Raw genomic sequence first — 25,965 nt, 5'->3', positions numbered from 1 at the left:
GTCATTCCCTCTTCTACGAACCCTATACGCTCAACTGTGCCTGCACCCACTCCACCAAGGCCCGTACCTTCGGCACCTCCGCCGAATGCTCGGCATAGGCCAGATAATGCGCGCCCTTACTGGGCATGGCGTGGTTCCAGGCGACCACCAGGCTGCCTTCGGCCAGCTCCTTGGCCGCCAGGTAACGCGGCACCAGCGCCACCCCGCAGCCCGATTGCGCGGCGCTCAGGGCCATGTAGAAGGTGTCGAAGCGCGGCCCCTGATAGCTGTTGACCGCCTGTACGCCTTGCTGCAGAAACCACTCGTGCCAGGCTTCGGGCCGCGAGGCGTTCTGTAGCAGCACGCAGTGCGCCAGCGCCTCGACGCTGTCTATCGCATCGCCTGCCAGCAGCTCCGGCGCACACACCGGCAGCACTTCTTCGCCGAACAGTTCCAGGCAGGTGGCGCCCGGCCAACTGCCTTGGCCGAAGAAGAACACTACGTCCGCCGCGCCTTGCAGCAGCGCGAATGGCTCCATCTCGTTGCGGATGTCGAGGTGGATGTTCGGATGTCGCCGGCCAAAGCCCTTGAGGTGCGGGATCAGCCAGCGCACGCCGAAGCTGGGTTGGGTCGCGACCTTGAGCACTTCGGTCTGTTGGCCGTAGGTCAGGACGTAGCGGCTGGACATGTCCACCTGGATCAGGATCTTGCTGACCTCGGCCAGGTACAGGCTGCCGGCCGGGGTCAGTTGCAGGCGCCGGCGGATGCGCAGGAACAGGCGATGGTGGAGCATCTCTTCCAGGTGCGCGACCTGCTTGCTGACCGCACTCTGGGTCAGGTGCAGCTCGTCGGCGGCGCGGGTGAAGCTCAGGTGGCGGGCCGTGGCTTCGAAGCATTGCAGGGCGGCCATGGTGGGCATCAAACGTTTGGACATCGCGCGTCTCGGGCAGCAGAACAGTCGTTGGCGGAATGATAAGCGGAGTAAAGGTCGTTTGTTGCACCGATGTGATCGGATGAATACTGAAATCCACGACATTCCACCGATGTAGGAGAAATACGATGGTCGCAGCACTGCTCAAGCGTCTGGGCGTCGCCGAACAGGCCCATAGCCGCGGTGACCACCCGGTCCACACGCCCATCGACGGCAGCCGCATCGCCTCGGTCGAGCTGGCCGGCGAGGCGCAGACCACGGCGGCCATCGACCATGCCCAGCGCGCCTTCGAAGCCTGGCGCGACGTGCCGGCGCCGCGTCGCGGCGAGCTGGTGCGGCTGTTCGGCGAAGTGTTGCGTCGGCACAAGGCCGACCTCGGCGAGCTGGTGTCGGTCGAGGCTGGCAAGATCACCCAGGAAGGCTTGGGCGAAGTGCAGGAGATGATCGACATCTGCGACTTCGCCGTAGGCCTGTCGCGCCAGTTGTACGGCCTGACCATCGCTTCGGAGCGTCCGGGCCACCACATGCGCGAAACCTGGCACCCGCTGGGCGTGGTCGGGGTGATCAGCGCCTTCAACTTCCCGGTGGCGGTATGGGCGTGGAACACCACCCTGGCGCTGGTGGCCGGCAATGCCGTGGTGTGGAAGCCATCAGAGAAGACCCCGTTGACCGCCCTGGCCTGCCAGGCGCTGTTCGAGCAGGCGCTGAAGGCTTTCGGCGAGGCGCCCGCGGGCCTGGCGCAGGTGGTGATCGGCGGCCGCGAAGCCGGCGAAGCCTTGGTCGACGACGCGCGGGTGGCGCTGGTCAGTGCCACCGGCAGCACGCGCATGGGCCGTGAAGTCGGACCGCGGGTGGCGGCGCGCTTCGGCCGCAGCATCCTCGAACTGGGCGGCAACAATGCGATGATCCTGGCGCCCAGCGCCGACCTCGACCTTGCCGTGCGCGGCATCCTGTTCTCGGCGGTCGGCACGGCCGGGCAGCGCTGCACCACCTTGCGCCGGCTGATCGTGCACCGCTCGGTCAAGGGCGAGGTGCTGACCCGCCTCAAGGCCGCCTACGCCAAGGTGCGCATCGGCGACCCGCGCCAGGACAACCTGGTCGGTCCGCTGATCGACCGGCAGGCCTTCGAAGCCATGCAGGGCGCGCTGGCCCAGGCGCGCGACGAGGGCGGCGAAGTCTTCGGTGGCGCCCGGCAACTGGCCGAGCAATACCCGAACGCCTACTACGTGGCGCCGGCCATCGTCGAGATGCCGGCGCAGAGCGCGGTGGTGCGCCACGAGACCTTCGCGCCGATCCTCTACGTGCTGGCCTACGACGATTTCGAAGAGGCGCTGCGCCTGAACAACGAGGTGCCGCAGGGGCTGTCGTCGTGCATCTTCACTACCGACCTGCGCGAGGCCGAGCGTTTCCAGAGCGCGTCGGGCAGCGATTGCGGCATCGCCAACGTCAACATCGGTACCAGCGGCGCGGAGATCGGCGGGGCGTTCGGTGGCGAGAAGGAAACCGGTGGGGGGCGTGAGTCGGGTTCCGATGCGTGGAAGGGTTATATGCGTCGGCAAACCAACACCGTGAATTATTCGCGCGAGCTGCCGTTGGCGCAGGGGATCGTGTTCGACTGAAAGGCTGGCCGCGTATCTAGGGGTTGGCGGTGTGATGCCTGGCGTCAGGCAAGTGGGCATTTGGGGCCGCTGCGCGACCCATCGCGGCTGATCGGAGCGCCGAACCGGCCGCTCCCACAGTCTCTCGTAGGCTTCAGCGGCGGTGGGCTCCTATTGTGGAGGGGCAGTTTCAGCCGCGATGAGCGCTCATTGTAGGAGCTGCTTATCGGAGCGCCGAACCGGCCGCTCCCACAGAGAGAGGAAAAGTGCGTTGCTGGACATTTGGCAGGCAGCTCACTGACCTGTGGGAGCGGCTTGAGCCGCGATGGGCGGCAACGCCGCCCCAATCCAGACACCCCGCAACCTCCAACGTACACCAAGCCCCAACGCTCCGACCTACCGACCCACCGCACTACAAAAACAACATTGCTGGAGCCCGACCATGTCCCAATTGCGTCAAGGCTGTCTGTGGGAATCCATCACGCCCCCACGCGTGCCGGTGCAGCACCTGACCGGCGAGCACAAAGCCGACGTCTGCGTGATCGGCGGCGGCATCACCGGGCTGTCGGCGGCGCTGCATCTGCTCGAACAGGGCCGCTCGGTGGTGCTGCTCGAAGGCCATGCCATCGGCCATGGCGGCTCCGGGCGCAACGTCGGGCTGGTCAACGCCGGCACTTGGATTCGCCCCGACGACGTGGAAACCACCCTCGGCCAACAAGCCGGCAGCCGCCTCAACGCCGCTCTCGGCGACGCGCCCGCGCAGGTCTTCGCGCTCATCGAGCGCTTGGGCATCGACTGCCAGGCGCAGCGCAAAGGCACCCTGCACATGGCACACAACGCCGCCGGCATCGCCGACTTGCAGGCCCGCCACGCCCAGTGGACGCGCCGCGGTGCGCCGGTCGAACTGCTCGACGGCGCGCGTTGCCAGGAATATTGCGGCACCGACAAGATCGCCGCCGCGCTGCTCGACCACCGCGCCGGCACGATCAACCCCATGGCCTACACCCAGGGGCTGGCCGCTGCCGTAGCGCGACTGGGCGGTCTGATCTTCCAGCAAACACCCGTACAACGCCTGACCCGCGCCGACGGCCACTGGCAGGTGCAGACGGGCTCGGGCTCGGTGCAAGCCCAGCAGGTGGTGATCTCCACCGGCGCCTACACCGAAGGCGACTGGAATGCGCTGCGCCAGCAGTTCTTCCGCGGCTACTACTACCAGGTGGCGTCCGCGCCGCTGCAGGGCGCGGAGGCCGACGCCGTACTGCCCCACGGCCAAGGCTCGTGGGACACCCGCACCGTGCTCAGCAGCATCCGCCGCGACGACCAGGGCCGCCTGTTGCTGGGCAGCCTGGGACGGGTCGACAACAAACCGGTCTGGTTCGTCCGCCGTTGGGCCGACCGCATCCAGCGCCACTACTTCCCGGCGCTGGGCACGATCGACTGGCAACTGCACTGGACCGGCTGCATCGACTTCACCCCCGACCACCTCATGCGCCTGTTCGAACCGGCGCCCGGACTGGTGGCGGTGACCGGCTACAACGGCCGCGGCAACACCACCGGTACGGTGGTAGGCAAGGCCCTGGCCGATTTTCTGCTCAGCGGCGAAACCGAGCGCCTGCCCCTCGGCTTTTCCACGGCCAAGCCGGTCAGCACGCCAGGCCTGCGCACGGCGTTCTACGAGTCGGGATTTTCGCTGTACCACGCGGGGCAATGTTTGCGGGTGGTGCTCTAGGTGCCCGGCCAGACAGCCTGACCATCCCGCTACAGCACGCCAGGCCTGCGCACGGCGTTCTACGAGTCGGGGTTTTCGCTGTACCACGCGGGGCAATGTTTGCGGGTGGTGCTCTAGGTGCCCGGCCAGACAGCCTGACCATCCCGCTACAGCACGCCAGGCCTGCGTACGGCATTCTACGAGTCGGGATTTTCGCTGTACCACGCGGGGCAGTGTCTGCGGATGGTGCTCTAGGCACCAAGCCAGCCTGACCATCGCGCTACAAGGGCGTTGCGTCACCCGAGTGAAGACCTTCACGCCCAACGAGCATCGCCTGCACGCTACGCATCGAGCGCCAGGCAGTCGCCAATCTGAACGTTCGCTACCCTCCGAACTCAAGACCAAGACCTGCCAACGTTCCTGGAGACATCGCAATGAGCACCCTCGTGACCCGTGACGGCGCCGCCCTCTACTACAAGGACTGGGGCCATGGCCAACCCGTGCTGTTCAGCCACGGCTGGCCGCTGGACGCCGACATGTGGGATTCGCAGATGGAGTTCCTGGCCAGCCGCGGCTACCGCGCCATCGCCTTCGACCGCCGCGGTTTCGGCCGCTCCAGCCAGCCGTGGGACGGCTACGACTACGACACCCTGGCCGACGACATCGCCCAGCTGATCGACCACCTGGACCTGCACCAGGTGACCCTGGTCGGCTTCTCCATGGGTGGCGGCGACGTCGCCCGCTATGTGGCCCGCCTGGGCGGCGAGCGCGTCGCCGGGCTGGTGCTGCTGGGGTCGGTGACGCCGATGTTGGGGCAGGCCGACGATCATCCCGAAGGCGTCGCGAACGCGGTGTTCGAAGACATCAAGGCCGGCGTGCGCGCCGACCGCGCCCAATTCATCAGCGACTTCGCCACCCAGTTCTATGGCTTGAACAAAGGCCAGCACGTCTCCGATGGCGTGAAGGCGCAAACCCTCAACATGGCGCTGCGGGGTTCGATCCACGCCACCCTGGCCTGCGTCACGGCGTTCGCGCAGACCGATTTCCGCCAGGACCTGGCGCAGATCGAAGTGCCGACGCTGGTGATCCATGGCGACGCCGACCAGGTGGTGCCGTTCGAGACCACCGGCCAGCAGGCGGCCGAGCAGATTCGCGGCGCGCAGCTCAAGGTCTATCCCGGCGCCCCCCATGGCTTTGCCGTCACCCACGCGCAGCAACTGAACGAAGACCTGCTGGCGTTCCTGTCGAATGAAGTGCGGTTCACTGCGGGCGAGGCGAACTGACGCCGTTGTCCAGTAGGTAGCGCGCAGCGGTGCGTCACAGGTCGCTGCGCAAAGGCCTGGCCGTTAGACAATGCCGTTGAGTTAGGCAGTTGGGGCTGCTCTGCAGCCCATCGCGGCTGAAGCCGCTCCTACAAAATCATGAGTTGCGCTCAAAAAAGGAGGCGGATGTCCGACATCTGCCATGCGGCTCAGAAACCCTGTGGGAGCGGTGGTTCGGCATTCCGATTCAGCCGCGATGGGCTGCGGAGCAGCCCCAAGTAATGCTGTTTTGGCTCGACTGGACGGCAGCACCACTGCCGACTGGCGAGTGGGGAAAATCGCCGTCGTCTCTATTGATATTCCATAAAGATATTTAAATAAATCTGCTTATTCCCTTAAATTCCCTCCCACTGCGTACCTGCCGACCAATCGGCGCGCCGCACGACCCAGAACCCACACGGGAAGCCCCCGTGCGTTTTTGATCGATGCGCGCCTGATGTCGCGCTGCGTGGGAGTGAAAACATGTCCGTCGCTTCGAGTGCCCTGCTGTCGATCGACAGTGCGCCACCACAACCTTTCCAGATCGTGCCCTTCGACGGCGCGGTCGGCGCCGAGGTCCTCGGCCTGGACCTGAGCCAGCCGCTCAACGCCGCCGACTTCCAGCGCTTGCACCGTGCCCACCTGGACCACGCCGTGCTGGTCATGCGCGACCAGCGCATCACCCCCGAGCAGCACATCGCCTTCAGCCGGCGCTTCGGGCCCTTGCAGATCCACGTGCTCAAGCAGTTCCTGCTTGAACACCACCCGGAAATCCTCATCGTCTCCAACATCGTCGAAGACGGCCGCAACCTCGGCCTGGGCGATGCCGGCAAGTTCTGGCACTCGGACCTGTCGTACAAGCCGTTGCCGAGCCTGGGCTCGATGCTGCACGCCCAGGAGCTGCCCAGCGAGGGCGGCGACACCTTGTTCGCCGACATGCACAAAGCCTGGGACGCGGTGCCCGACGCGCTGCGCCGGGTGGTCAAGGGCCGCGAGGCGGCGCATTCCTACACCGCGCGCTATGCCGAAGACCGTTTCGCCGGCAATTGGCGCCCGACCCTGTCGGCCGAACAGTTGGCGCAGGTGCAGGAGGTGATCCACCCGGTGGTGCGCACCCACCCGGAAACCGGCCGCCAGGCGCTGTTCGTCAGCGAGGGCTTCACCACGCGCATCGTCGGCCTGCCCGACGACGAGAGCCGCGACGTGCTGCGACAGCTGTACGCCTTGAGCGTGCTGGAGCAGAACGTCTACCGCCACCGCTGGCAGCCCCACGACCTGGTGTTCTGGGACAACCGCTCGCTGATCCACCTGGCCACCGGCTGCCCCGCGCACCTGCGGCGCAAGCTCTACCGCACCACCATCCAGGGCGATGCCCCGTTCTGACGACAAGGATTCTCACCATGCGCAACTCCATCACCCGCCTGGCGGCCAGCCTGGGCCTGGGCGCCAGCCTGCTCGTCGGCAGCCTCGCCGCGCCCGCCGTGGCCCAGGCCGAAGGCAAGATCCGCATCGCCGAACAGTTCGGCATCGTCTACCTGCTGCTCAACGTGGTCCGCGACCAGCACCTGATCGAGAAGTACGGCAAGGCCGAGGGCCTGGACATCGAGGTCGACTGGACGCAGCTCTCCGGTGGCTCGGCGGTCAACGACGCCTTGCTGTCCGGCTCGGTGGACATCGCCGGTGCCGGCGTCGGGCCGCTGCTGACCGTGTGGGACCGCACCAAGGGCCGGCAGAACGTCAAGGCCGTGGCCTCGCTCGGCAACTTCCCGTACTACCTGCTGAGCAGCAACCCCGCGGTCAAGACCATCGCCGACTTCACCGCCAAGGACCGCATCGCAGTGCCGGCGGTGGGTGTGTCGGTGCAGTCGCGCTTCCTGCAATACGCCGCCGCCAAGCAGTGGGGCGACAAGGAATACGCACGGCTCGACGCCTACACCCTGGCCGTGCCGCACCCCGACGCCACCGCCGCGCTGCTGGCCGGCGGCACCGAGCTGAACGGGCATTTCTCCAACCCGCCGTTCCAGGACCAGGCCCTGGCCAACCCCAACGTGCACGTGGTGCTCGACAGCTACGACCTGCTCGGCCCCAACTCGCCGACCCTGCTGTTCGCCACCGAAAAATTCCGTAAGGACAACCCCAAGACCTACCACGCCTTCGTCCAGGCCCTGGCCGAAGCCGCGAGCTTCGCGCAGAACGACAAGGCCGCCGCGGCCGACACCTACATCCGCGTGACCAAGGCCAAGATCGACCGCGACACGCTGATCCGCCTGATCGACAACCCCAAGTACGAATTCACCATTACGCCGAAGAACACCTACCCGCTGGCCGAATTCATGTACCGCATCGGCGCCCTCAAGCACAAACCCGAGTCCTGGAAGGACTACTTCTTCCAAGACCCCCAACCCCTGCAAGGGAGCTGATCGCCCATGAACGCGCCGTTGCCAGGCCACGTGGCCAGCACGCAGGAACACCGCTCGACACCGCCGTTGCTGGCGGTGGACAACCTCAGCCTCGAATACCGCACCGGGCAGCGCGTGGTGCGCGCCACGCACCAGGTCAGCTTCGAAGTCGACCAGGCCGACCGCTTCGTGTTGCTCGGGCCGTCCGGCTGCGGCAAGTCGACCCTGCTCAAGGCGGTCGCCGGCTTCATCGCGCCGCAGCAAGGGCAGATCCTCTTGCAGGGCGAACCGGTGCGCGGCCCGGGGCCGGACCGCATCGTGGTGTTTCAGGAGTTCGACCAGTTGCCGCCCTGGCAGACGGTCAAGCAGAACGTGATCTTCCCGCTGCGCATCGCCGGGCGCCTGTCGCGCGCCGAGGCTGAAGAGCGCGCCTTGCACTACCTCGACAAGGTGGGCTTGGCGGCCTTCGCCGACGCCTATCCGCACACGCTGTCGGGCGGCATGAAGGCGCGGGTGGCGATCGCCCGGGCCTTGGCCACCCAACCCAAGGTGCTGTTAATGGACGAGCCGTTCGCCGCGCTCGATGCCCTGACCCGGCGCAAGATGCAGGAAGAGTTGCTGCTGCTGTGGGAGGAGGTGCGTTTCACCTTGCTGTTCGTCACCCACTCCATCGAGGAGGCGCTGGTGGTGGGCAACCGCATCCTGCTGCTTTCGCCCCACCCTGGGCGGGTGCGCGCCGAAGTGCACAGCCACCAATACCACCAGGGCAGCCTGGGCGCGGCGGATTTCCAGGCCAGCGCGCGCAAGATCCACCGATTGCTGTTCGACGAGGGCGAGGCGCCTGAGGCGGCTGCGGGCCTGGGTTTCAACGACGTGCGCATCGCTTACTGACGGGAGCCTGAAGATGACCACCACACTGCATGCAATCGATCGGGTGCGCCGTCTGATCGCCGTTTCATTCAAGGAGCAACGGACATGAGCACCACACCCGTGCGCTCTGAGTTCGAGAACGTTCTGGAGCCGCTGCACAGCGTGCCTCTGGAGCGGCCGCTGCCCTTGGCCCAGCGCCTGTGGCAACACGGCTGGCTGCGCAAGGCGGTGATCCTGGCGCTGTTGGCGCTGCTGTGGGAAACCGCCGCCCGCTATACCGACAACGACCTGCTGCTGCCCAGCTTCCTGCAAACCCTGGCGGCGTTCTGGGACGGCATGCTCAGTGGCGAGCTGCCGGCCAAGGTGGCCGTATCCTTGGTGGTGCTGCTCAAGGGCTACCTGATCGGCATCGTGCTGGCCTTCGGCCTGACCAGCCTGGCGGTGTCCACCCAGGTGGGCCGCGACCTGCTCGGCACCCTGACCTCGATGTTCAACCCCTTGCCGGCCATCGCCCTGCTGCCGCTGGCGCTGCTGTGGTTCGGCCTGGGCGACGGCAGCCTGATCTTCGTGCTGGTGCATTCGGTGCTGTGGGCGCTGGCGCTCAATACCTACGCAGGTTTTCTCGGCGTGTCGGAGACCTTGCGCATGGCCGGGCGCAATTACGGCCTGCGCGGTCTGCGTCTGGTGCTGTACGTGCTGGTGCCGGCGGCCCTGCCGTCGATCCTGTCGGGGCTCAAGATCGGCTGGGCCTTCGCCTGGCGCACGCTGATCGCTGCCGAGCTGGTGTTCGGCGCCAGCAGCGGCAAGGGCGGGCTGGGCTGGTACGTGTTCCAGAACCGCAACGAGCTGTACACCGACAAGGTGTTCGCGGGGCTGGCGGTGGTGATCCTCATTGGCTTGCTGGTCGAAGGGCTGGTGTTCAATACCCTCGAACGCTGGACCGTGCGGCGCTGGGGCATGCAGCGCTGAGCGAGCGTGCCGGCCTTCACACCAGGTAACGCGCCGCCGCGCTGCTCAAAGTGCGGGCGATTTCCTGGCGCAGGCTGAGCGGCCGCTCCACCAGCAGCCCTTCGCCCTGGCTCAACAACCACCAGCGCAGCGGCAGGCCGTCGCTGACCGTAGCGCGCAGGCGATGGCCGTTGTCCAGGGCGGTGAGGCGCATGTCGGCGCTCAACGGCGCCTGGCGCAGTTGCCGGGCCAGGGCGTCGCTGATCCAGGCTTGCAGCTCCAGACCCGGCTCGGCGCCGGTCTGCAAGGCATCGGTGCGCAGATGGCCTTGCAGGTCGAAGCTGCCGCGCAGCTCGCTGCCCGCCGTGGCCGACCAATGCCAGCCGAACGGGATGCTCTTGTCGTTGCGCTCGAGCGGGAAAATCAGCGACAGCTCGTTGAGGTCGCGCTCGACGGTGCGTTTGCTGACGTTGAATCCTACGTCGCGCAGGCTCTCGACCAGTTCGGCGCTGGTGATGCCCGGCGAGCGGCTCGGCAACTGTCGCAGCAGCGCCCATTGGCGGCTGAGGGTGGCGCGGGTCGTGGCGAACGGCAAATTGGAACGTCCTTGTCTAGGCTTGCCGCAATAGCATGGCGGCAGCGGGAAGGCATGGCAATTAGCCACGTCTCGCTCAGATCAAGTAACCGCCATTTGGTTGCCTGCACAGGGTTCGTCCGCGACAGGTTTCGTCGCGGCAGCGCGCAAGAATCAGTGACCATCGCAGTCGAGGTCGGGGTTGCGTCGCGGTCTGTTCAACGGGGATGAACATGTCACCTGCCAGTAATGTCCACTCGCTGCTCGAACGTTTGCTGCCGCTGTCCATCAGCCCGATGACGCCGCGCTTGGGCCGTCGCTCGCCCTTGTTCGCCGGCGTCGGGCTGCCGGTCGAGGGTGTGCGATGCGCGCGGGTACGGCGGCTCGACGAGGGCGCCGAGCCCCAGGCGCTGTACCGCGACCTGCGCCATGCCGCCCTGCAAGGGGACGTGGCGGCGCTCAACGACCTGGGCTGGGCTTGGCTCAACGGCAAGTACTGGCGCGCCGACCCCTTGCTGGCCAACCACCTGCTGCGCATGGCGGCGCTGCAAGGCTGTGCCACCGCCTGGTTCAACCTGGGCCAACAGCATTACTTCGGCAAAGGCTTGGACATTTCCTATGCCAATGCCGTCGGCTGTTACCAGCATGCCTTCGCATGCGGCATGACCCACGCCGCCGCAGCCTTGGGCGATCTCTACGAAGAAGAGGTGTGCGACGGCGACCAGGCGTGGAGCGTCGACCTGCCGGCCGCCTACCGGTGGTTCCTGCGCGGGGCCGAGCAGGGCGATGCGCGTTGCCGTTTCGAGGTGGGCTACCGGTTGCTGCACGGCGTGCAGGTCGAGGTCGATACGCCGGCTGCGCTGCACTGGCTGGAGCTGGCCAGCACGGCGGGGGTGGTGCAGGCGGCCGAGGAACTGGCGCTGTATTTCAGCCGCGAGAATGCGGCGCGGTCGCAGCATTGGCGGGAGCGGGCGATGGAATTGGGTAGGCGTCGGGCCGGGGGCACGCCGGTGGAGGACCAGGCAGGAGGCTGAGGGTACGCCCGTCCAAGTGAAGGCCTGATGCCCTGGCGCTGACGCAGCGGGGCAGACGGCTGGTGCGTCAATCCACCCGCGAATCAGAGGTCAGCCTGGGTGACGATGGCGGCCAGATCCTGCGGGTACCATATAAAGCCCATCACCTCGCCTGAACCCACACCCTCGTTCCGACCTCTCATCCTTCGACGACGCAACGCCTGCGCTTCACCCTCCAGCCTCCACGGTTGACGACAGGGGGACGGGCAGGCGTATATTAATAGTTAGCAAACTATGAATTAAACCCTATTCCCATGAATCTCGATTCCCTGCGTCTCAATGTCAGCAGCGGCATGGTCGTCGCCGCCCGCCAGTGGCGACGGCTGTGCCACAGCGCGTTGACCGGCTACGGCATTTCCGAAGCCTGCGCCATGCCGTTGCTGATGATCGTGCGCCTGGGCGACGGCGTGCACCAGGTGGCCGTGGCCCAGGCCGCCGGCCTCGAAGGCCCCTCCCTGGTGCGCCTGCTCGACCAGCTGTGCAACGCCGGCCTGGTCCGCCGCAGCGCCGACCCCCACGACCGCCGCGCCAAAGCTCTGAGCCTGACCGCCAGCGGCCGCACCCTGGCCGAATCCATCGAGCAGGAACTGGTGCGCCTGCGCCGCGCCGCGCTCAAGGACATCGACCAGGCCGACCTGGAAGCCACCCTGCGTGTGCTGCGCGCCTTCGAAACCGCGGGAGGCGCGCTGTGAAGGATTTCTTCAGCTCGGTCCCCCCGGCCCGCGACTGGTTTTACGGCGTGCGCACCTTCGCCGCCTCGATGATCGCTCTGTACATCGCCTTGCTCATGCAATTGCCACGGCCCTACTGGGCGATGGCTACGGTGTACATCGTCTCAAGCCCCTTCGTCGGCCCGACCAGTTCCAAGGCGCTGTACCGCGCCCTGGGCACCTTGCTCGGGGCAGGCGGTGCGATCTTCCTGGTGCCGCCGCTGGTGCAGTCGCCGTTGCTGCTGAGCGCGGCCGTAGCGCTGTGGACCGGCACCTTGCTGTACCTCTCGCTCAACCTGCGCACCGCCAACAGCTACGTGTTCATGCTGGCCGGCTACACCCTGCCGATGATCGCCCTGGTGGTGGTCGACAACCCCACTGCGGTGTTCGACGTGGCCTCGTCGCGGGCCCAGGAGATCTGCCTGGGGATCGTCTGCGCCGCCGTGGTCGGGGCGATCTTCTGGCCGCGGCGCCTGGCGCCGGTGGTGGTCGGTTCGACCGGCAACTGGTTCACCGAGGCCAAGCGCTACAGCGACCACTACCTGGCCCGCGATACCGACGGCGAACAGGCGGCCGGCATGCGCGCGACCATGGTCGCCACGTTCAATAGCCTGGAAGTCATGATCGGCCAGCTCGGCCATGAAGGCGCTGGCCCGCATCTGCTGAAGAACGTGCGCGAACTGCGCGGGCGTATGATCCACCTGCTGCCGGTGATCGACGCCTTGGACGACGCCTTGCTCGCCCTGGAAAGCCGCGCCCCGGCGCGCTTCGTCGAACTGCTGCCGGCGCTGGCGCAGGCCCGCGAGTGGTTGCAGGCGAGCGCCGAGCGGCCCTCGCTGGCGCGCTGGAAGGACTTGCACGCCACCCTTGCACAACTGCAACCGGAACCCCAGGCCTTGGCCCAGCGCGACCAACTGCTGCTGTCCAACGCCCTGTACCGCCTGGGCGAGTGGGTCGACCTCTGGCAAGACTGCTGCACCCTGCAACACGCCTTGCGCCAGGACGACGCCACGCCCTGGCGCGCGGTCTATCGCCATTGGCGCCTGGCCCGTCTGACGCCCTTCTTCGACCGCGGGCTGATGTTCTATTCGGTGTTCTCCACCTTCACCGCGATCCTGGTGGCGTGCGGCCTGTGGATCGGCCTGGGCTGGCACGACGGCGCCAGCGCGGTGATTCTCGCCGCCGTGGCATGCAGCTTCTTCGCCGCCATGGACGACCCGGCGCCGCAGATCTACCGCTTCTTCTTCTGGACGATGATGTCGGTGATCTTTTCCAGCCTGTACCTGTTCCTGGTGCTGCCGAACCTGCACGACTTTCCCATGCTGGTGCTGGCCTTCGCCGTGCCGTTCATCTGCGTCGGCACCCTGACCGTGCAACCGCGCTTTTACCTGGGCACGCTCCTGACCATCGTCAACACCTCCACCTTCATCAGCATCCAGGGCGCCTACGACGCGGATTTCCTGGCCTTCGTCAACGCCAACCTGGCCGGCCCCGTGGGGCTGCTGTTCGCCTTCATCTGGACCCTGGTGCTGCGCCCCTTCGGTGTGGAGCTGGCGGCCAAGCGCATGACGCGCTTCGCCTGGCGCGACATCGTCGAGATGACCGCGCCCGCCACCCTGGCCGAGCAGCGCAAGGTCGGCGTGCAGATGCTCGACCGTTTGATGCAGCACTTGCCGCGCCTGGCGCAGACCGGGCAAGACACCGGCGTGGCGCTGCGCGACCTGCGCGTGGGGCTGAACCTGCTCGACCTGCAGGCCTACTTGCCGCGGGTCGGCCCGGATTCGCGCGAGCGCCTGCTGACGGTCATCGAAGAAGTGGGCGGCCATTACGCCGACTGTCTGCGTGCCGGCGAGCGCCTGCACGCTTCGCCCGCCTTGCTGCGCAACATGGAGCGTGCGCGCCAGCGCCTGGTGCTGGAGCCGGGCGACGAGCGCGGCGAGGCCCGTGCGCACCTGCTGCATGCCCTGAGCGGGTTGCGCCTGGCCTTGCTGCCCGGCGTGGAAGTGACCCTCGAACCCAGTGAACCGCTGGAACTGCCCTCTGGCCTGGATGGAGCGCCGCTGTGATCGGTGATGTCGATGTCAGCGGGGTGTTCCTGCCCACGCTGCTGGTGATGATGGTGTTCACCTACGTGCTGTTTCTCGGATTGCATGCGCTGCTGGTGCGCGTGCATTTCTACCGCCTGGTCTGGCACCGGGCGCTGTTCAACGTTGCCTTGTATGCCGTGCTGTTGAGCGCGGTCGACCACTTTTGCCGAAGCCTGATGCTGCCATGAAAAAACCAATGCTGACCTTGGGCCGTGTGGTCCTGACCTTGCTGGTCGTGAGCTTCGCCGCCGTGCTCGTGTGGCAGATGGTGAACTACTACCTGTTCGCCCCCTGGACCCGCGACGGGCACATCCGCGCCGACGTGATCCAGATCGCCCCGGACGTGTCCGGCCTGATCCAGAAGGTCGAGGTGCGCGACAACCAGGTGATCAAGCGCGGCGACGTGCTGTTCACCATCGACCAGGACCGCTTCCGCCTGGCCCTGCGCCAGGCCCAGGCGACCCTCGGCGAGCGCCAGGAGACCCTGGCCCAGGCCGCGCGCGAAACCCGCCGCAACCGCAAGCTGGGCAACCTGGTCGCCGCCGAACAGCTCGAAGAGAGCCAGTCGCGCGAAGCCCGCGCCCGCTCGGCGGTCAACGAAGCCCAAGTGGCGGTCGACTCGGCACAGCTCAACCTCGACCGTTCGGTGATCCGCAGCCCGGTCGACGGCTACCTGAACGACCGCGCGCCGCGTGCCCACGAGTTCGTCACCGCCGGGCGTGCGGTGCTGGCGGTGGTCGACAGCGCCTCTTACCACGTCGATGGCTATTTCGAGGAAACCAAGCTCAGCGGCATCCGCGTTGGCGATGCCGTGGACATCCGCGTGATGGGCGACGCCACGCCCCTTCGCGGCCACGTGCAGAGCCTGGCCGCCGGCATCGAAGACCGCGACCGCAGCAGCGGCGCCAACCTCTTGCCCAACGTCAACCCGGCGTTCAGCTGGGTGCGCCTGGCCCAGCGCATTCCGGTGCGCATCGCCTTCGACGAGGTGCCGGCGGATTTCCGCATGATCGCCGGGCGTACCGCTACCGTATCGATCGTCGAGGGGCAGCGGCCATGAAACAGTGGATCGTGTTGGGTCTGGCCGCCTCGCTGGCGGCCTGTGCCACGGTCGGCCCGGACTACGAATTGCCCAAGGGCGCCGCCGTGCAGCGCGGCGACCTCAACGGACCGCTGCGCCAGGACGCCGACAGCGTGGTGTCTGCGCCGGTGCCGCAAGACTGGTGGCGGCTGTATAAGGACCGCCATTTGGATACGCTGGTGCGGCAGGCCCTGGCGGCCAACACCGACCTGCGCGTGGCGGCGGCGAACATCGCCAAGGCGCGCGCGCAGGTGGAAGTGGCAGAAGGCCGCGGTGGTTTCGAAGGCGGTGTGAAGCTGGGCGCGCAGCGTTTGCAGGAGTCCGGCGAGGCCTTCCTCCAACCGGAAAAGGTGCCGGTCGGCAACGTTGCCGATGCCGTGATCAGCGCGTCGTATCAGTTCGACCTGTGGGGCACCTTCAAACGCGGCACCGAAGCGGCCAAGGCCAACGCCGATGCGGTGCAGGCCGCAGCCGACACGGCACGCGTCACCCTGGTGGCCGATGTGGTCAAGGCCTACACGCAGGTGTGCTCGGCCAACGAGGAATACCACATCGCCCGCGAGTCGCTGGACTTGCAGGAGCAGAGCGTGCAGCTCAACCAGCGCCTGCGCGACGCCGGCCGCGGCGACGAAACCCAGGTCACCCGTTCGCAGACCCAGTTCAAGTCGCTGCGCGCCGAGCTGCCACGCTTCAAGGCCGAGCACGAGGCCGGGCTGTACACGCTGGCGGCATTGCTGGCCAAGCCGGTCGAGCAGTTGCCGGCCGGCGTCGCCGAGTGCGCCGAACTACCGCAACTGACTCAGCTGATCCCGGTCGGCGACGGCGCCGCGCTGCTCAAACGCCGCCCCGACGTGCGCCAGGCCGAGCGCCAACTGGCGGCGGCCACGGCCAACATCGGCGTCGCCACCGGTGCGCTGTACCCGGACATCAGCTTCGGCGCGCAGATCGGCACCATCGGCCTGGTCGAGAACCTCGGCGAACCTTCGACCAACCGCTGGGGCTTCGGCCCGCAAGTGAGCTGGACGATTCCCACCAACACCACCCGCGCCCGCATCCGCGAAGCCGAAGCCTCGACCCAGGGCGCGCTGGCCCACTTCGACGGCGTGGTGCTCAACGCCGTCCGCGAAACCCAGACCCGCCTGGCGCAGTACAGCGCCTTGCTGGAGCGGCGCGAGGCGTTGAGGGATGCAGAACGCTCGGCCAAGGATGCGGCGGACCAGACGCACCGGTTCTATGAGGCGGGGCGGGCGTCGTTCCTGGCGGATTTGCAGGCGACGCGCACCTACACCGACATGCGCGCGCAGTTGGCGGCGGCCGATGCGCAGGTGGCGATGGGGCAGGTAGGGGTGTTTTTGGCGTTGGGTGGGGGGTGGGAGCACGCGCAGGATGGAACGGAAGCACCAGAGAAAGAATAGAATTCGACGCTGACATTGGGGCGGCTCGATGTGCAGCGTCGACGTCAAGGAAGTTCTTTTCTGCATAACAGCGTTCTATTTTGCAGAGGTCGCTCAGGCGGGCCTCGCAGCATGACCGGCGCCGCCGTGTGGTCAAACAGGCCCTACGATCCAAGCCCGAAGATGCCAGCCAGGCTTGCCTCATGTCCAGACAAACCGCTCACTCGCACTCAGGATTACAAACGCTACGAAACAACATCGCTATTCGCAGTGTTGGATAGGAGGTTTTTCGTCCATGCCTTCAATCGACGGAGCCACATACAGTACACCCATCGCACGTACTACCCAGTATATAAGACGCTTGCACGGTTCGGATAAACAGCCTGTCATTGGGAATGAGAGGCATCACGGGAACTTAAGTACCTGTCATTGATTGCGGATTTGCGTGACACTTTTAGACATGTGAGCGCGATCAGTTGCGCGTTTATCCACGTGTGACGATCCAGGTATGTGAGCAAACATTCTGTCGATGAGAGCATCGTTTGGTGTTGGGGGGAAGGGTGCCACGGGTCTGTCTAACACGGTTTGGAAATCTGGATTTAACGGTCCAGGTATGTGGGCAAAGAGACGGTTAATATTAGCACTGTAGGCGATCTCTAGTTTGCGGGGACGTACAAGTCTTTCCACGGTTTTTTCTAAATATAAATTTCCTATAGGGCTTGTGTAGTTTATGGGGCTTGCTGGACTTACGGGATTTGCTGGGTTTGCAGGGCTTGGTGAATGTGTAGGGTGTGGTGGGCGTATGGGATTTGTTGAATGGCTTCCGTATTTTGGAGCCCGGCCTTTTGTTGCCTTCGGCATGTGCCCGGATGGATCTGAAAAGTTTATAGGGTCACCCAGGCAATACGCATAGCTGTTCGTGCAATACGGTGCGAACGGACTTAAACTGTCCGGGGAGTGGAAGCGCATGAGGCGCGTGTTGAAAGCCCGATACCCCTGGCCTAGCAGATACAGTTGAGAAAAGCGCTCGCACGGTTCTCCATTAAAGGCAAGCAAGGTGTCTTTTGGGGTTTCTGGATTGTGGCCAAAGGGCGTGTAGGCGAACGCGCGCGTGGTTGAGTCAATATGCGCGCCCTCGACCGAATGCTTTTGATCAACTAATGGCAGTAGAATCTGGGCTTCGTCGGTAATGGAAACCTCTGCTAACAACTGGGTCTGGTGGCGAAATATGCCCCGGTAGGATAGGCCACTCAGGCCTGTCTTCAGCAGACCATCTTCGTAAAATAAATACGTTTTTTTTGACGGTATCATCGAATTTTCCTGACGCCAGGGGTACCCGATTCGAGTGTGAGTTCCAACACTCGAGTGATCAACTGGCAAAATTAATAGTTAAGGAAGATGGCGTGTTAAGACGGGTCATTGCGCTGAGTGGGCATCGAATAAGCGCTTTTCCTTGCCGAGCAAACCCGCCGCCGCTTCAAGCTGAGGCGATGATGGTGTGAAAGCCCTGATCCTCCTTGTCGCCGGACTAAGCGTTCGAGTAGCGCCTGATCGTTGCTACTGACAGACCGCTGGCCCGGGCGATTTGTGAGCGCTGGCACCTGACGAGCTTCCTGAATGTTGCACGGCGAACATCCGTGACCTTCGTGTAGATGCGGGTGAGCAGTGCGATGCGATCAAACGGTAAAGCGCCATAATGCCCATCCCATTCGCTCAACAAAGAAGAAACGCCCCATGCGCATCTGGATCGACGCCGACGCCTGCCCCCGCCCCGCCCGCGACCTGGTGGTCAAGTTTGCTCTCAAGCGCCAGCTGCAGGTGATCATGGTGGCCGGCCAGGCTGTCGCCAAGCCCGCGTTCGCCATCGTGCAACTGATCGTGGTGCCCAGCGGCCCGGACGCGGCCGACGATTACCTGGTGGAGCATGCCGAACCGGGCGAATTGGTGATCTGCAGCGACGTGCCGTTGGCCGACCGTTTGGTCAAGAAGGGCATTGCGGCGCTCGACCCACGGGGCCGCGAGTTCGACGAGCGCAACATGGGCGATCGGTTGGCGGCGCGCAACCTGTTCACCGAGTTGCGCGAGTTGGGCCAGGTAGGGGGAGGGCAAGCGCCTTATGGCGAGCGCGACAAACAGGCCTTCGCCAATGCACTGGACCGGCTGTTGACGCGTCTCACCAAAGGCTGAGCGGGCCTAGGCCCGCAAAGAAAGGGGTAATAGGTCTGCCGGAGGGAAAGCGTTACTGATCGCCTTCGTGGGTGATTTCCAATACCCGGTCGACCAGTTTATAGATGCCGCTGGCCGCATCGCTGATGTTGGTGGCGACCATGTAAGCCGGCGTGGTCACCAACTTACGCTGCACGTCTTCGACGATGTCGTGCACGTCGCACTCTTCGTGGGTGCCGCCCATTTTCACCACGGCTTCGCTGGTGCCCGGGTCATTGCCGATGGTGCACACCACGCCAGGCCCATAGATCTTGGCGGCCAGGGCAGGGGAGATGCAGATCAGCCCCACCGGCTTGTTGGCCGCGGCGAAGGCCTCGGCGACGTGCAGGACGTCGGGGTGAACCGTGCATTCGGTGCCTTTGACGGCGAAGTCCGACAGGTTCTTCGCAGCGCCGAAGCCGCCGGGCACGATCAACGCGTCGAAGTCTTCCACCTTGGCCTCGCGCAGGTCCTTGACCTCGCCACGGGCGATGCGCGCCGACTCCACCAGTACGTTGCGGGTTTCGGCCATTTCTTCACCGGTGAGGTGGTCGATCACGTGCATCTGCGCCACGTTCGGCGCGAAGCACTGCACGTGGGCGCCGCGTTGGTCGAGGCGCAGCAGGGTGATGACGCTCTCCTGGATCTCGGCGCCGTCGTAGACGCCGCAGCCGGACAGGATCACCGCAACTTTTTTGCTCATGTTTTTATCTCCGGGACGGGCCGCTGACTGTATCCCGTTGGAACGCAAACGCCTAAGGGTGTTCAGTCGCGCGCTCAGCGCTGCCCGTGCTCGGCATCCGCGTCGGGGCGCTTGGGGCGAGTGTCTTCGGCCTGTGCGGCGAGGGCCGCGGCGGCACGTTCGGCGCGCTCGGCCCGCTGGTTGCGCAGGTAGCGACGTATCCACAGCCCCAGGCCCAGCACCAGCAGGGTGCCGAGCACCCACAGCTCATACTTCTTCACGTTGCCCAGCAGCCCTTCGAGGATGGCGCCGAAGTGATAGGCCGCCGCGCCCAGCGCCAGCGCCCACACTGCGGCGCCGATGCCGTTGAGCAGCAGGTAGCGGCGCGGCGGATAGCCCGACAGGCCGATGGCCACCGGCATGACCGTGCGCAGGCCGTAGACGAAGCGGAAACTCAGCACCCAGATGTCGGGATGGCGGCGGATGTGGTCCAGCGCCTTGTCGCCCATGGCCTGCCAGCGCGGCTTGCGCGCCAGGATGGCGCGGCCGTGGCGACGGCCCATGAAGTACCACAGCTGGTCGCCGGCGTAGCTGCCGAAGAACGCAACCACCACTACCCAGCTGATGTCCATGTAACCGCGGAACGCAAGGAATCCCGCAAGCACCAGGATGGTCTCGCCTTCAAAAAACGTGCCGAGAAATAGGGCAAAGTAGCCAAAATCGTGCAGGAATTGTTGAAGCATGGCGTGGGGGTGCTGGCGAAATGAACGCGCAGCCTACCCCTTAGTGGCCGTGGGGGAAAGTGTCCAAATGTGTCCTGACGTGAACATTTCCTACACGCTTGCGGCATGCGTCCACAAGTCGCAGGGTTGTCCTTCCCTGTCATGCAGGGGTCATAATGGCCGCCTATAACTGTCGCGCCGCCCGCCTGTGCGGGCTCAGGAGTCTGCCGTGAGCTTTACCCCCGCCAACCGTATGTTTCCTGCCACCCGTTTGCGCCGTAACCGTCGGGATGAATTCTCCCGCCGCTTGGTGCGCGAAAACGTCCTGACCGTCAATGACCTGATTCTGCCGGTGTTCGTGCTCGACGGCGAAAACCGCCGCGAAAGCATCGCCTCCATGCCGGGCGTCGAGCGTCTGTCCATCGACCTGCTGCTCGAAGCGGCGCAGGAGTGGGTGGAACTGGGCATCCCGGCCCTGGCGCTGTTCCCCGTCACGCCGACGGAAAAGAAATCGCTCGATGGCGCCGAAGCCTGGAACCCGGACGGCATCGCCCAACGTGCCACCCGCGCACTGCGTGAGCGCTTCCCCGAACTGGGTGTGATCACCGACGTGGCGCTGGACCCGTTCACCACCCATGGCCAGGACGGCATCCTCGACGACGACGGCTACGTGCAGAACGACATCACCGTCGACGCCCTGGTGCGCCAGGCGCTGTCCCATGCCGAAGCCGGCGCGCAGGTGGTGGCGCCCTCGGACATGATGGACGGCCGCCTGGGCGCGATCCGCGAAGCCCTGGAAGTGGCCGGCCACGTCAACGTGCGCATCATGGCCTACTCGGCCAAGTACGCCAGCGCCTACTACGGCCCGTTCCGCGACGCGGTCGGCTCGGCGTTGAACCTGGGCAAGGCCAACAAGGCTTCGTACCAGATGGACCCGGCCAACAGCGACGAGGCCCTGCACGAAGTGGCCACGGACCTGGCCGAAGGCGCCGACATGGTCATGGTCAAACCGGGTATGCCGTACCTGGACATCGTTCACCGGGTCAAGACCGAGTTCAAGGTGCCGACCTTCGTCTACCAGGTCAGCGGCGAGTACGCCATGCACCAGGGCGCCATTGACAACGGCTGGCTCAGCGAGGCGGTGATCCTCGAGTCGCTGACCGCTTTCAAACGCGCAGGGGCCGATGGCATCCTGACCTACTTCGCCGTGCGTGCGGCGCAATTGCTCAGAGGGCAGTAAGCCCGCACCGGCGCGACCCCACGGGCCGTCTCACAGGAACTACCGATGAATAATGAAGTGCCAAGCATGGTCGAATCCAAAGGCGCGCGAGCCGTTCCCGAAGAACTCACGCAGACCCCACCGGACCTGACGCCGGCCCCCGAGCCGGTCGTGGAGGCCGCCGCAACGGTACCCGCGCCGGTGATCAGCGTGCCGAGCCTGGACGACAGCAGCCTGTACATTCATCGCGAGCTCTCGCAGCTGCAGTTCAACATCCGCGTGCTGGAACAGGCGCTGGACGAAAGCTATCCGCTGCTCGAGCGCCTCAAGTTCCTGTTGATCTTCTCCAGCAACCTCGACGAGTTCTTCGAGATTCGCGTGGCGGGCCTGAAGAAGCAGATCACCTTCGCCCGTGAGCTGGCCGGCGCCGACGGCCTGCAACCGCACCAGGCCCTGGCGCGCATCAGCGAGCTGGTGCACTTCGAAGTGGATCGGCAGTACGCCATCCTCAACGACGTGCTGCTGCCGGAAATGGAAAAGCACCAGATCCGCTTCATCCGCCGCCGTTACTGGACGCCCAAGCTGAAAAGCTGGGTACGCCGGTACTTTCGCGACGAGATCGCGCCGATCATCACGCCCATCGGTCTCGATCCAACGCACCCGTTCCCGTTGCTGGTGAACAAAAGCCTGAACTTCATCGTCGAGCTGGAAGGGGTCGATGCCTTCGGCCGCGACTCGGGCCTGGCGATCATTCCGGCGCCGCGCCTGCTGCCGCGGGTGATCCGCGTACCGGAAGAGGTCGGCGGCACGGGCGCCAACCACGTGTTCCTGTCGTCGATGATCCACGCCCACGCCGACGACCTGTTCCAGGGCATGAAGGTCAAGGGCTGCTACCAGTTCCGCCTGACCCGCAACGCCGACCTGGCGCTGGACTCCGAAGACGTCGACGACCTGGCCCGTGCCCTGCGCGGCGAGCTGTTCTCGCGTCGCTACGGCGATGCGGTGCGTCTGGAAGTGGCCGACACCTGTCCCAAACACCTGTCCGACTACCTGCTCAAGCAATTCAACCTGAGCGAAAGCGAGCTGTACCAGGTCAACGGCCCGGTCAACCTGACCCGCCTGTTCAGCATCACCGGGCTGGACAGCCACCCGGAGCTGCAATACGTCCCGTTCACCCCGGCGATTCCGAAGATCCTGCAGAACGCCGACAACATCTTCAGCGTCATCAGCAAGCAGGACGTGCTGCTGATGCACCCGTTCGAATCCTTCACCCCAGTGGTCGACCTGCTGCGCCAGGCCGCCAAAGACCCGCACGTGCTGGCGGTGCGCCAGACCTTGTACCGCAGCGGCGCCAACTCGGAAATCGTCGATGCGTTAGTCGATGCCGCGCGCAACGGCAAGGAAGTCACCGCGGTGATCGAGCTGCGCGCGCGCTTCGACGAGGAGTCCAACCTGCAGATGGCCAGCCGCCTGCAAGCGGCCGGCGCGGTGGTGATCTACGGCGTAGTCGGTTTCAAGACCCACGCCAAGATGATGCTCATCCTGCGCCGCGAGCAGGGCGACATCGTCCGCTATGCGCATTTGGGCACCGGCAACTACCACGCCGGCAACGCCCGCCTGTACACCGACTACAGCATGCTCACCTCCGATGCGGCGCTGACCGAAGACGTCGGCAAACTGTTCAGCCAGTTGATCGGCATGGGCAAGACGCTGCGCATGAAGAAGCTCCTGCACGCGCCCTTCACCCTGAAGAAGGGCATGCTCGACATGATCGCCCGGGAAACCCAGTTCGCCCTGGACGGCAAACCGGCGCACATCATCGCCAAGTTCAACTCCCTGACCGACGCCAAAGTCATCAAGGCGCTGTACAAGGCCAGCCAGTCCGGTGTGCGCATCGACCTGGTGGTGCGTGGCATGTGCTGCCTGCGGCCGGGCATCCCGGGTGTGTCGCATAACATCCATGTGCGCTCGATCATCGGCCGCTTCCTGGAACACACGCGGGTGTTCTACTTCCTCAATGGCGGGGAAGAGCAGATCTACCTGTCCAGTGCCGACTGGATGGAGCGCAACCTCGACAAGCGCGTCGAGACCTGCTTCCCGGTGGAGGGCAAGAAGCTGCTGCTGCGGGTGAAGAAGGAGCTGGAAAGCTACCTGACCGACAACACCCACGCCTGGGCCTTGCAGCCGGACGGGCGCTACGTGCGCAGCACGCCGACCGGCAACCAGAACTCGCGCAATGCCCAGGCGACCCTGCTGGAGCGCCTGAGCAACCCGGTCCTCAACGTACGCTGAGGTCGAAGCCTACCCGGGTCAGCCACTGCGCCTCGTTGGCGAAGTCGGCCTGGGTCAGCGGGTGCTGTTCCAGCCAGCCTTCCGGGAAGATCACTTCCAGACTGCGCTCACCCGCCTGGAGCGTGACGGTCGGCATTTGCTGCGTGCCACGGATGTGGTGGAACAGGATGGCGAAGCGCAGCAGCACGCACAGGCGAATCAATTGCAGGCTGTCATCGCCGAAATCGGCGAAGCGGTCCTTGGGGATGTTGCGCCGATGGCCGCGCACCAGCAGGGCCAGCATCTGCTGGTCTTCGCGGGAGAAGCCGGCCAGGTCCGAGTGCTCGATCAGATAGGCGCCGTGCTTATGGTAGTGGTAGTGGGCGATGTCCAAGCCCACCTCATGCACTTTCGCCGCCCAGCCGAGCAGGTCGCGCCAGTTGCCGTCTTCCAGTCGCCAGGCACCGGCGACCTGGTCGAAGGCGTGCAGCGCTTTGCGCTCGACGCGCGCCGCTTGGTCCTGGTCGACGTGGTAGCGCTCCATCAACGAATTGAGGGTGCGCTCGCGTACGTCTTCGTGATGGTGACGCCCTAGCAGGTCGAACAGCACGCCTTCGCGCAGGGCGCCGTCGCAGTGCTCCATGCGCGCCAGTTCCAAGGCGTCGAAGATCGCTTCGAGAATCGCCAGGCCTGCGGGGAAGATCGTACGGCGGTCGGGCTTCACGCCGTCGAAGTCGATCTTGTCGATGTCGCCGAGCTTGAACAGTTTGCGCTTGAGCCAGGCCAGGCCATCGGCGTTGACTTCGCCGCTGCCTTGCCCGGCGGCCTTGATGGCCGTGGCGATGGCGCGGATGGTGCCCGACGAGCCGATGGCTTCGTCCCAGGTCAGACGGTGCAGGGCGTTCTCGATGCTCATCAGCTCCAGGCGCGCGGCGGTGTAGGCCTGGGCATAGCGCGCCGGGGTGATCTTGCCGTCGCGGAAATAGCGCTGGGTGAAACTCACGCAGCCCATCTGCAGGCTTTCGCGCAGCAGCGGCTCGAAGCGCTGGCCGATGATGAACTCGGTGCTGCCGCCGCCGATGTCGGCGACCAGGCGCTTGCCGGGGGTGTCGGCCAGGGTGTGGGACACGCCCAGATAGATGAGGCGCGCCTCCTCGCGGCCGGAGATCACTTCCACCGGGTGGCCGAGGATGGCTTCGGCGCGCTGGATGAACACCGCCCGGTTGCGCGCTTCGCGCAGGGCGTTGGTGCCGACGATGCGCACCGATCCCGGCGGCATGCCATGAATCAGTTGGGCGAAGCGCTTGAGGCACTCCAGACCGCGTTCCATGGCCTCTTCGCTGAGCAGGCGCTCCTCGCTGATGCCGGCGGCGAGCTGCACCTTTTCGCCCAGCCTTTCGAGAATGCGGATCTCGGTATGGTGTGCCTTGGCCACTACCATGTGGAAACTGTTGGAGCCGAGGTCGATGGCGGCGATCAACGACAAGCTCTTCGCGTTTTTATGCGGCATGATCTGGGAATTCTCGGTCGGTAACTCGGCAATCGTGCCACGATCGTCGGCCTTCGCCAACGCGCCATGCACCGGGCCTTGATGCAGGGCAAGCGCATGCGGGCCTGCGCGCGGTTCGGCGCCGTGCGTGCCAGCGGGCACATCCGTCCCTTCGTCTGGGCGAAAGAACATGAAGTCTAGGCTATGACAACCGTGCGAACGCTTGATTCGTCCGGTCTTGCACCGCGATAGCCACAGTCAATCGGACGTTACTTCCGGTAAAACGTGGGGCCAGCTATGATGGACCACGATTTTGCCTTATGACCTGGAGATATCCATGAGCAGCGATCTTATCAAACACGTCACCGACGCCACGTTCGAGGCCGAAGTCCTGAAGTCCGAAACGCCGGTGCTGGTCGACTATTGGGCCGAATGGTGCGGCCCCTGCAAGATGATCGCGCCGGTACTGGACGACATCGCCAGCACCTACGAAGGCAAGCTGGTCGTCGCCAAGCTGAACATCGACGAAAACGCCGACACCCCGGCCAAGCACGGCGTACGCGGCATCCCGACCCTGATGCTGTTCAAGAACGGCAGCGTCGAAGCGACCAAGGTCGGCGCCCTGTCCAAATCGCAACTGGCAGCCTTCCTCGACGCCAATCTGTGATGCGATGAGAGCCCCGGAATCCCGGGGCTTTTCTTTTTCCGTCCCCTAGACGCCGAA

Annotated in this window: 23 protein-coding genes; 17 read left to right on the top strand and 6 right to left on the bottom strand. The window is 65.3% G+C overall.

The features are described 5' to 3' along the window. Positions 1-22: 22 nt before the first annotated feature. Positions 23-913, bottom strand: coding sequence for a LysR substrate-binding domain-containing protein (locus tag B4M43_RS10785; protein WP_296266843.1), 891 nt, complete (start codon positions 911-913; stop codon positions 23-25). Between the two features lie 125 nt (positions 914-1,038). Between B4M43_RS10785 and B4M43_RS10780 the strand changes: the two genes are divergently transcribed. The 7 genes from B4M43_RS10780 to B4M43_RS10750 all read left to right on the top strand — a co-directional run bounded on the left by B4M43_RS10780 (position 1,039) and on the right by B4M43_RS10750 (position 9,755). Next, positions 1,039-2,529, top strand: a complete 1,491-nt coding sequence (locus tag B4M43_RS10780) for an aldehyde dehydrogenase family protein (protein WP_296266841.1) — start codon at positions 1,039-1,041, stop codon at positions 2,527-2,529. 421 nt (positions 2,530-2,950) lie between these two features. Beyond that, positions 2,951-4,237: an NAD(P)/FAD-dependent oxidoreductase gene (locus B4M43_RS10775; RefSeq protein ID WP_296266839.1), complete on the top strand. Its 1,287-nt coding sequence runs from the start codon at positions 2,951-2,953 to the stop codon at positions 4,235-4,237. A 413-nt stretch (positions 4,238-4,650) separates the two neighbouring features. Then, positions 4,651-5,499: an alpha/beta fold hydrolase gene (locus B4M43_RS10770; RefSeq protein ID WP_296266837.1), complete on the top strand. Its 849-nt coding sequence runs from the start codon at positions 4,651-4,653 to the stop codon at positions 5,497-5,499. A gap of 501 nt (positions 5,500-6,000) precedes the next feature. Then, positions 6,001-6,900, top strand: coding sequence for a TauD/TfdA dioxygenase family protein (locus tag B4M43_RS10765; protein WP_296266835.1), 900 nt, complete (start codon positions 6,001-6,003; stop codon positions 6,898-6,900). A gap of 17 nt (positions 6,901-6,917) precedes the next feature. Then, complete coding sequence (locus tag B4M43_RS10760; protein ID WP_296266834.1) at positions 6,918-7,937, top strand: ABC transporter substrate-binding protein; 1,020 nt, start codon at positions 6,918-6,920, stop codon at positions 7,935-7,937. Positions 7,938-7,943: 6 nt separating this feature from the next. Beyond that, a complete protein-coding gene (locus B4M43_RS10755; protein WP_296266832.1) occupies positions 7,944-8,807 on the top strand; it encodes an ABC transporter ATP-binding protein in 864 nt (287 codons plus the stop codon). Positions 8,808-8,891: 84 nt separating this feature from the next. Beyond that, positions 8,892-9,755: an ABC transporter permease gene (locus B4M43_RS10750; protein WP_296266830.1), complete on the top strand. Its 864-nt coding sequence runs from the start codon at positions 8,892-8,894 to the stop codon at positions 9,753-9,755. Positions 9,756-9,771: 16 nt separating this feature from the next. Here B4M43_RS10750 and B4M43_RS10745 read toward each other — a convergent pair whose 3' ends face one another. Then, entirely contained in the window at positions 9,772-10,329 is a 558-nt protein-coding gene (locus tag B4M43_RS10745; protein ID WP_296266828.1) for a WYL domain-containing protein, read from the bottom strand. A 212-nt stretch (positions 10,330-10,541) separates the two neighbouring features. Between B4M43_RS10745 and B4M43_RS10740 the strand changes: the two genes are divergently transcribed. From B4M43_RS10740 to B4M43_RS10715, 6 genes are all read left to right on the top strand, one after another. Next, positions 10,542-11,342, top strand: coding sequence for a tetratricopeptide repeat protein (locus tag B4M43_RS10740; RefSeq protein ID WP_296266826.1), 801 nt, complete (start codon positions 10,542-10,544; stop codon positions 11,340-11,342). Positions 11,343-11,635: 293 nt separating this feature from the next. After that, positions 11,636-12,073, top strand: a complete 438-nt coding sequence (locus tag B4M43_RS10735; RefSeq protein WP_296266825.1) for a MarR family winged helix-turn-helix transcriptional regulator — start codon at positions 11,636-11,638, stop codon at positions 12,071-12,073. After that, positions 12,070-14,157, top strand: coding sequence for an FUSC family protein (locus tag B4M43_RS10730; protein WP_296266824.1), 2,088 nt, complete (start codon positions 12,070-12,072; stop codon positions 14,155-14,157). The genes B4M43_RS10735 and B4M43_RS10730 overlap by 4 nt, the downstream gene beginning before the upstream one ends. After that, on the top strand, positions 14,154-14,366 hold the full coding sequence (locus B4M43_RS10725) for a DUF1656 domain-containing protein (protein ID WP_296266823.1): 213 nt from the start codon (positions 14,154-14,156) through the stop codon (positions 14,364-14,366). The genes B4M43_RS10730 and B4M43_RS10725 overlap by 4 nt, the downstream gene beginning before the upstream one ends. Then, positions 14,363-15,238 (top strand): HlyD family secretion protein, encoded by an 876-nt coding sequence (locus B4M43_RS10720; protein WP_296266820.1) that lies wholly within the window; start codon positions 14,363-14,365, stop codon positions 15,236-15,238. Before B4M43_RS10725 ends, B4M43_RS10720 begins: the two co-directional genes overlap by 4 nt. Further along, entirely contained in the window at positions 15,235-16,674 is a 1,440-nt protein-coding gene (locus tag B4M43_RS10715; RefSeq protein ID WP_296266819.1) for an efflux transporter outer membrane subunit, read from the top strand. The genes B4M43_RS10720 and B4M43_RS10715 overlap by 4 nt, the downstream gene beginning before the upstream one ends. A gap of 405 nt (positions 16,675-17,079) precedes the next feature. Here the strand turns inward: B4M43_RS10715 and B4M43_RS10710 are convergent, their stop codons facing one another. Then, entirely contained in the window at positions 17,080-17,964 is an 885-nt protein-coding gene (locus tag B4M43_RS10710) for an RHS repeat-associated core domain-containing protein (RefSeq protein ID WP_296266818.1), read from the bottom strand. Positions 17,965-18,387: 423 nt separating this feature from the next. Here B4M43_RS10710 and B4M43_RS10705 point away from each other — a divergent pair, with 423 nt between their 5' ends. Next, positions 18,388-18,840, top strand: a complete 453-nt coding sequence (locus B4M43_RS10705; RefSeq protein WP_296266817.1) for a YaiI/YqxD family protein — start codon at positions 18,388-18,390, stop codon at positions 18,838-18,840. Positions 18,841-18,892: 52 nt separating this feature from the next. On the opposite strand, the gene elbB is transcribed toward B4M43_RS10705, so the two are convergent. Then, on the bottom strand, positions 18,893-19,561 hold the full coding sequence (gene elbB / locus B4M43_RS10700) for an isoprenoid biosynthesis glyoxalase ElbB (RefSeq protein ID WP_296266816.1): 669 nt from the start codon (positions 19,559-19,561) through the stop codon (positions 18,893-18,895). A gap of 74 nt (positions 19,562-19,635) precedes the next feature. Further along, positions 19,636-20,283, bottom strand: a complete 648-nt coding sequence (locus tag B4M43_RS10695) for a DedA family protein (protein WP_296266815.1) — start codon at positions 20,281-20,283, stop codon at positions 19,636-19,638. 208 nt (positions 20,284-20,491) lie between these two features. Here B4M43_RS10695 and hemB point away from each other — a divergent pair, with 208 nt between their 5' ends. Both hemB and ppk1 read left to right on the top strand, forming a co-directional pair. Beyond that, a complete protein-coding gene (gene hemB, locus B4M43_RS10690; RefSeq protein WP_296266814.1) occupies positions 20,492-21,502 on the top strand; it encodes a porphobilinogen synthase in 1,011 nt (336 codons plus the stop codon). A gap of 45 nt (positions 21,503-21,547) precedes the next feature. Next, positions 21,548-23,773, top strand: a complete 2,226-nt coding sequence (gene ppk1 / locus B4M43_RS10685; RefSeq protein ID WP_296266813.1) for a polyphosphate kinase 1 — start codon at positions 21,548-21,550, stop codon at positions 23,771-23,773. On the opposite strand, the gene ppx is transcribed toward ppk1, so the two are convergent. Next, positions 23,760-25,262 carry an exopolyphosphatase gene (gene ppx, locus B4M43_RS10680; protein ID WP_296266811.1) on the bottom strand — a complete coding sequence of 501 codons (1,503 nt, stop codon included), beginning with the start codon at positions 25,260-25,262 and terminating at the stop codon, positions 23,760-23,762. The two genes, ppk1 and ppx, sit on opposite strands and share 14 nt — an antisense overlap. A gap of 316 nt (positions 25,263-25,578) precedes the next feature. On the opposite strand from ppx, the gene trxA reads away from it, so the two are divergent. Next, complete coding sequence (gene trxA / locus B4M43_RS10675; protein WP_296266809.1) at positions 25,579-25,908, top strand: thioredoxin TrxA; 330 nt, start codon at positions 25,579-25,581, stop codon at positions 25,906-25,908. Positions 25,909-25,965 lie beyond the last annotated feature (57 nt).

The sequence above is a fragment of the Pseudomonas sp. UBA6562 genome (genome assembly GCF_002434265.1).
GTDB lineage: Bacteria > Pseudomonadota > Gammaproteobacteria > Pseudomonadales > Pseudomonadaceae > Aquipseudomonas.
Note: the sequence above shows the minus strand (reverse complement) of the source record. Positions and strands in the feature narration are given on the sequence as shown.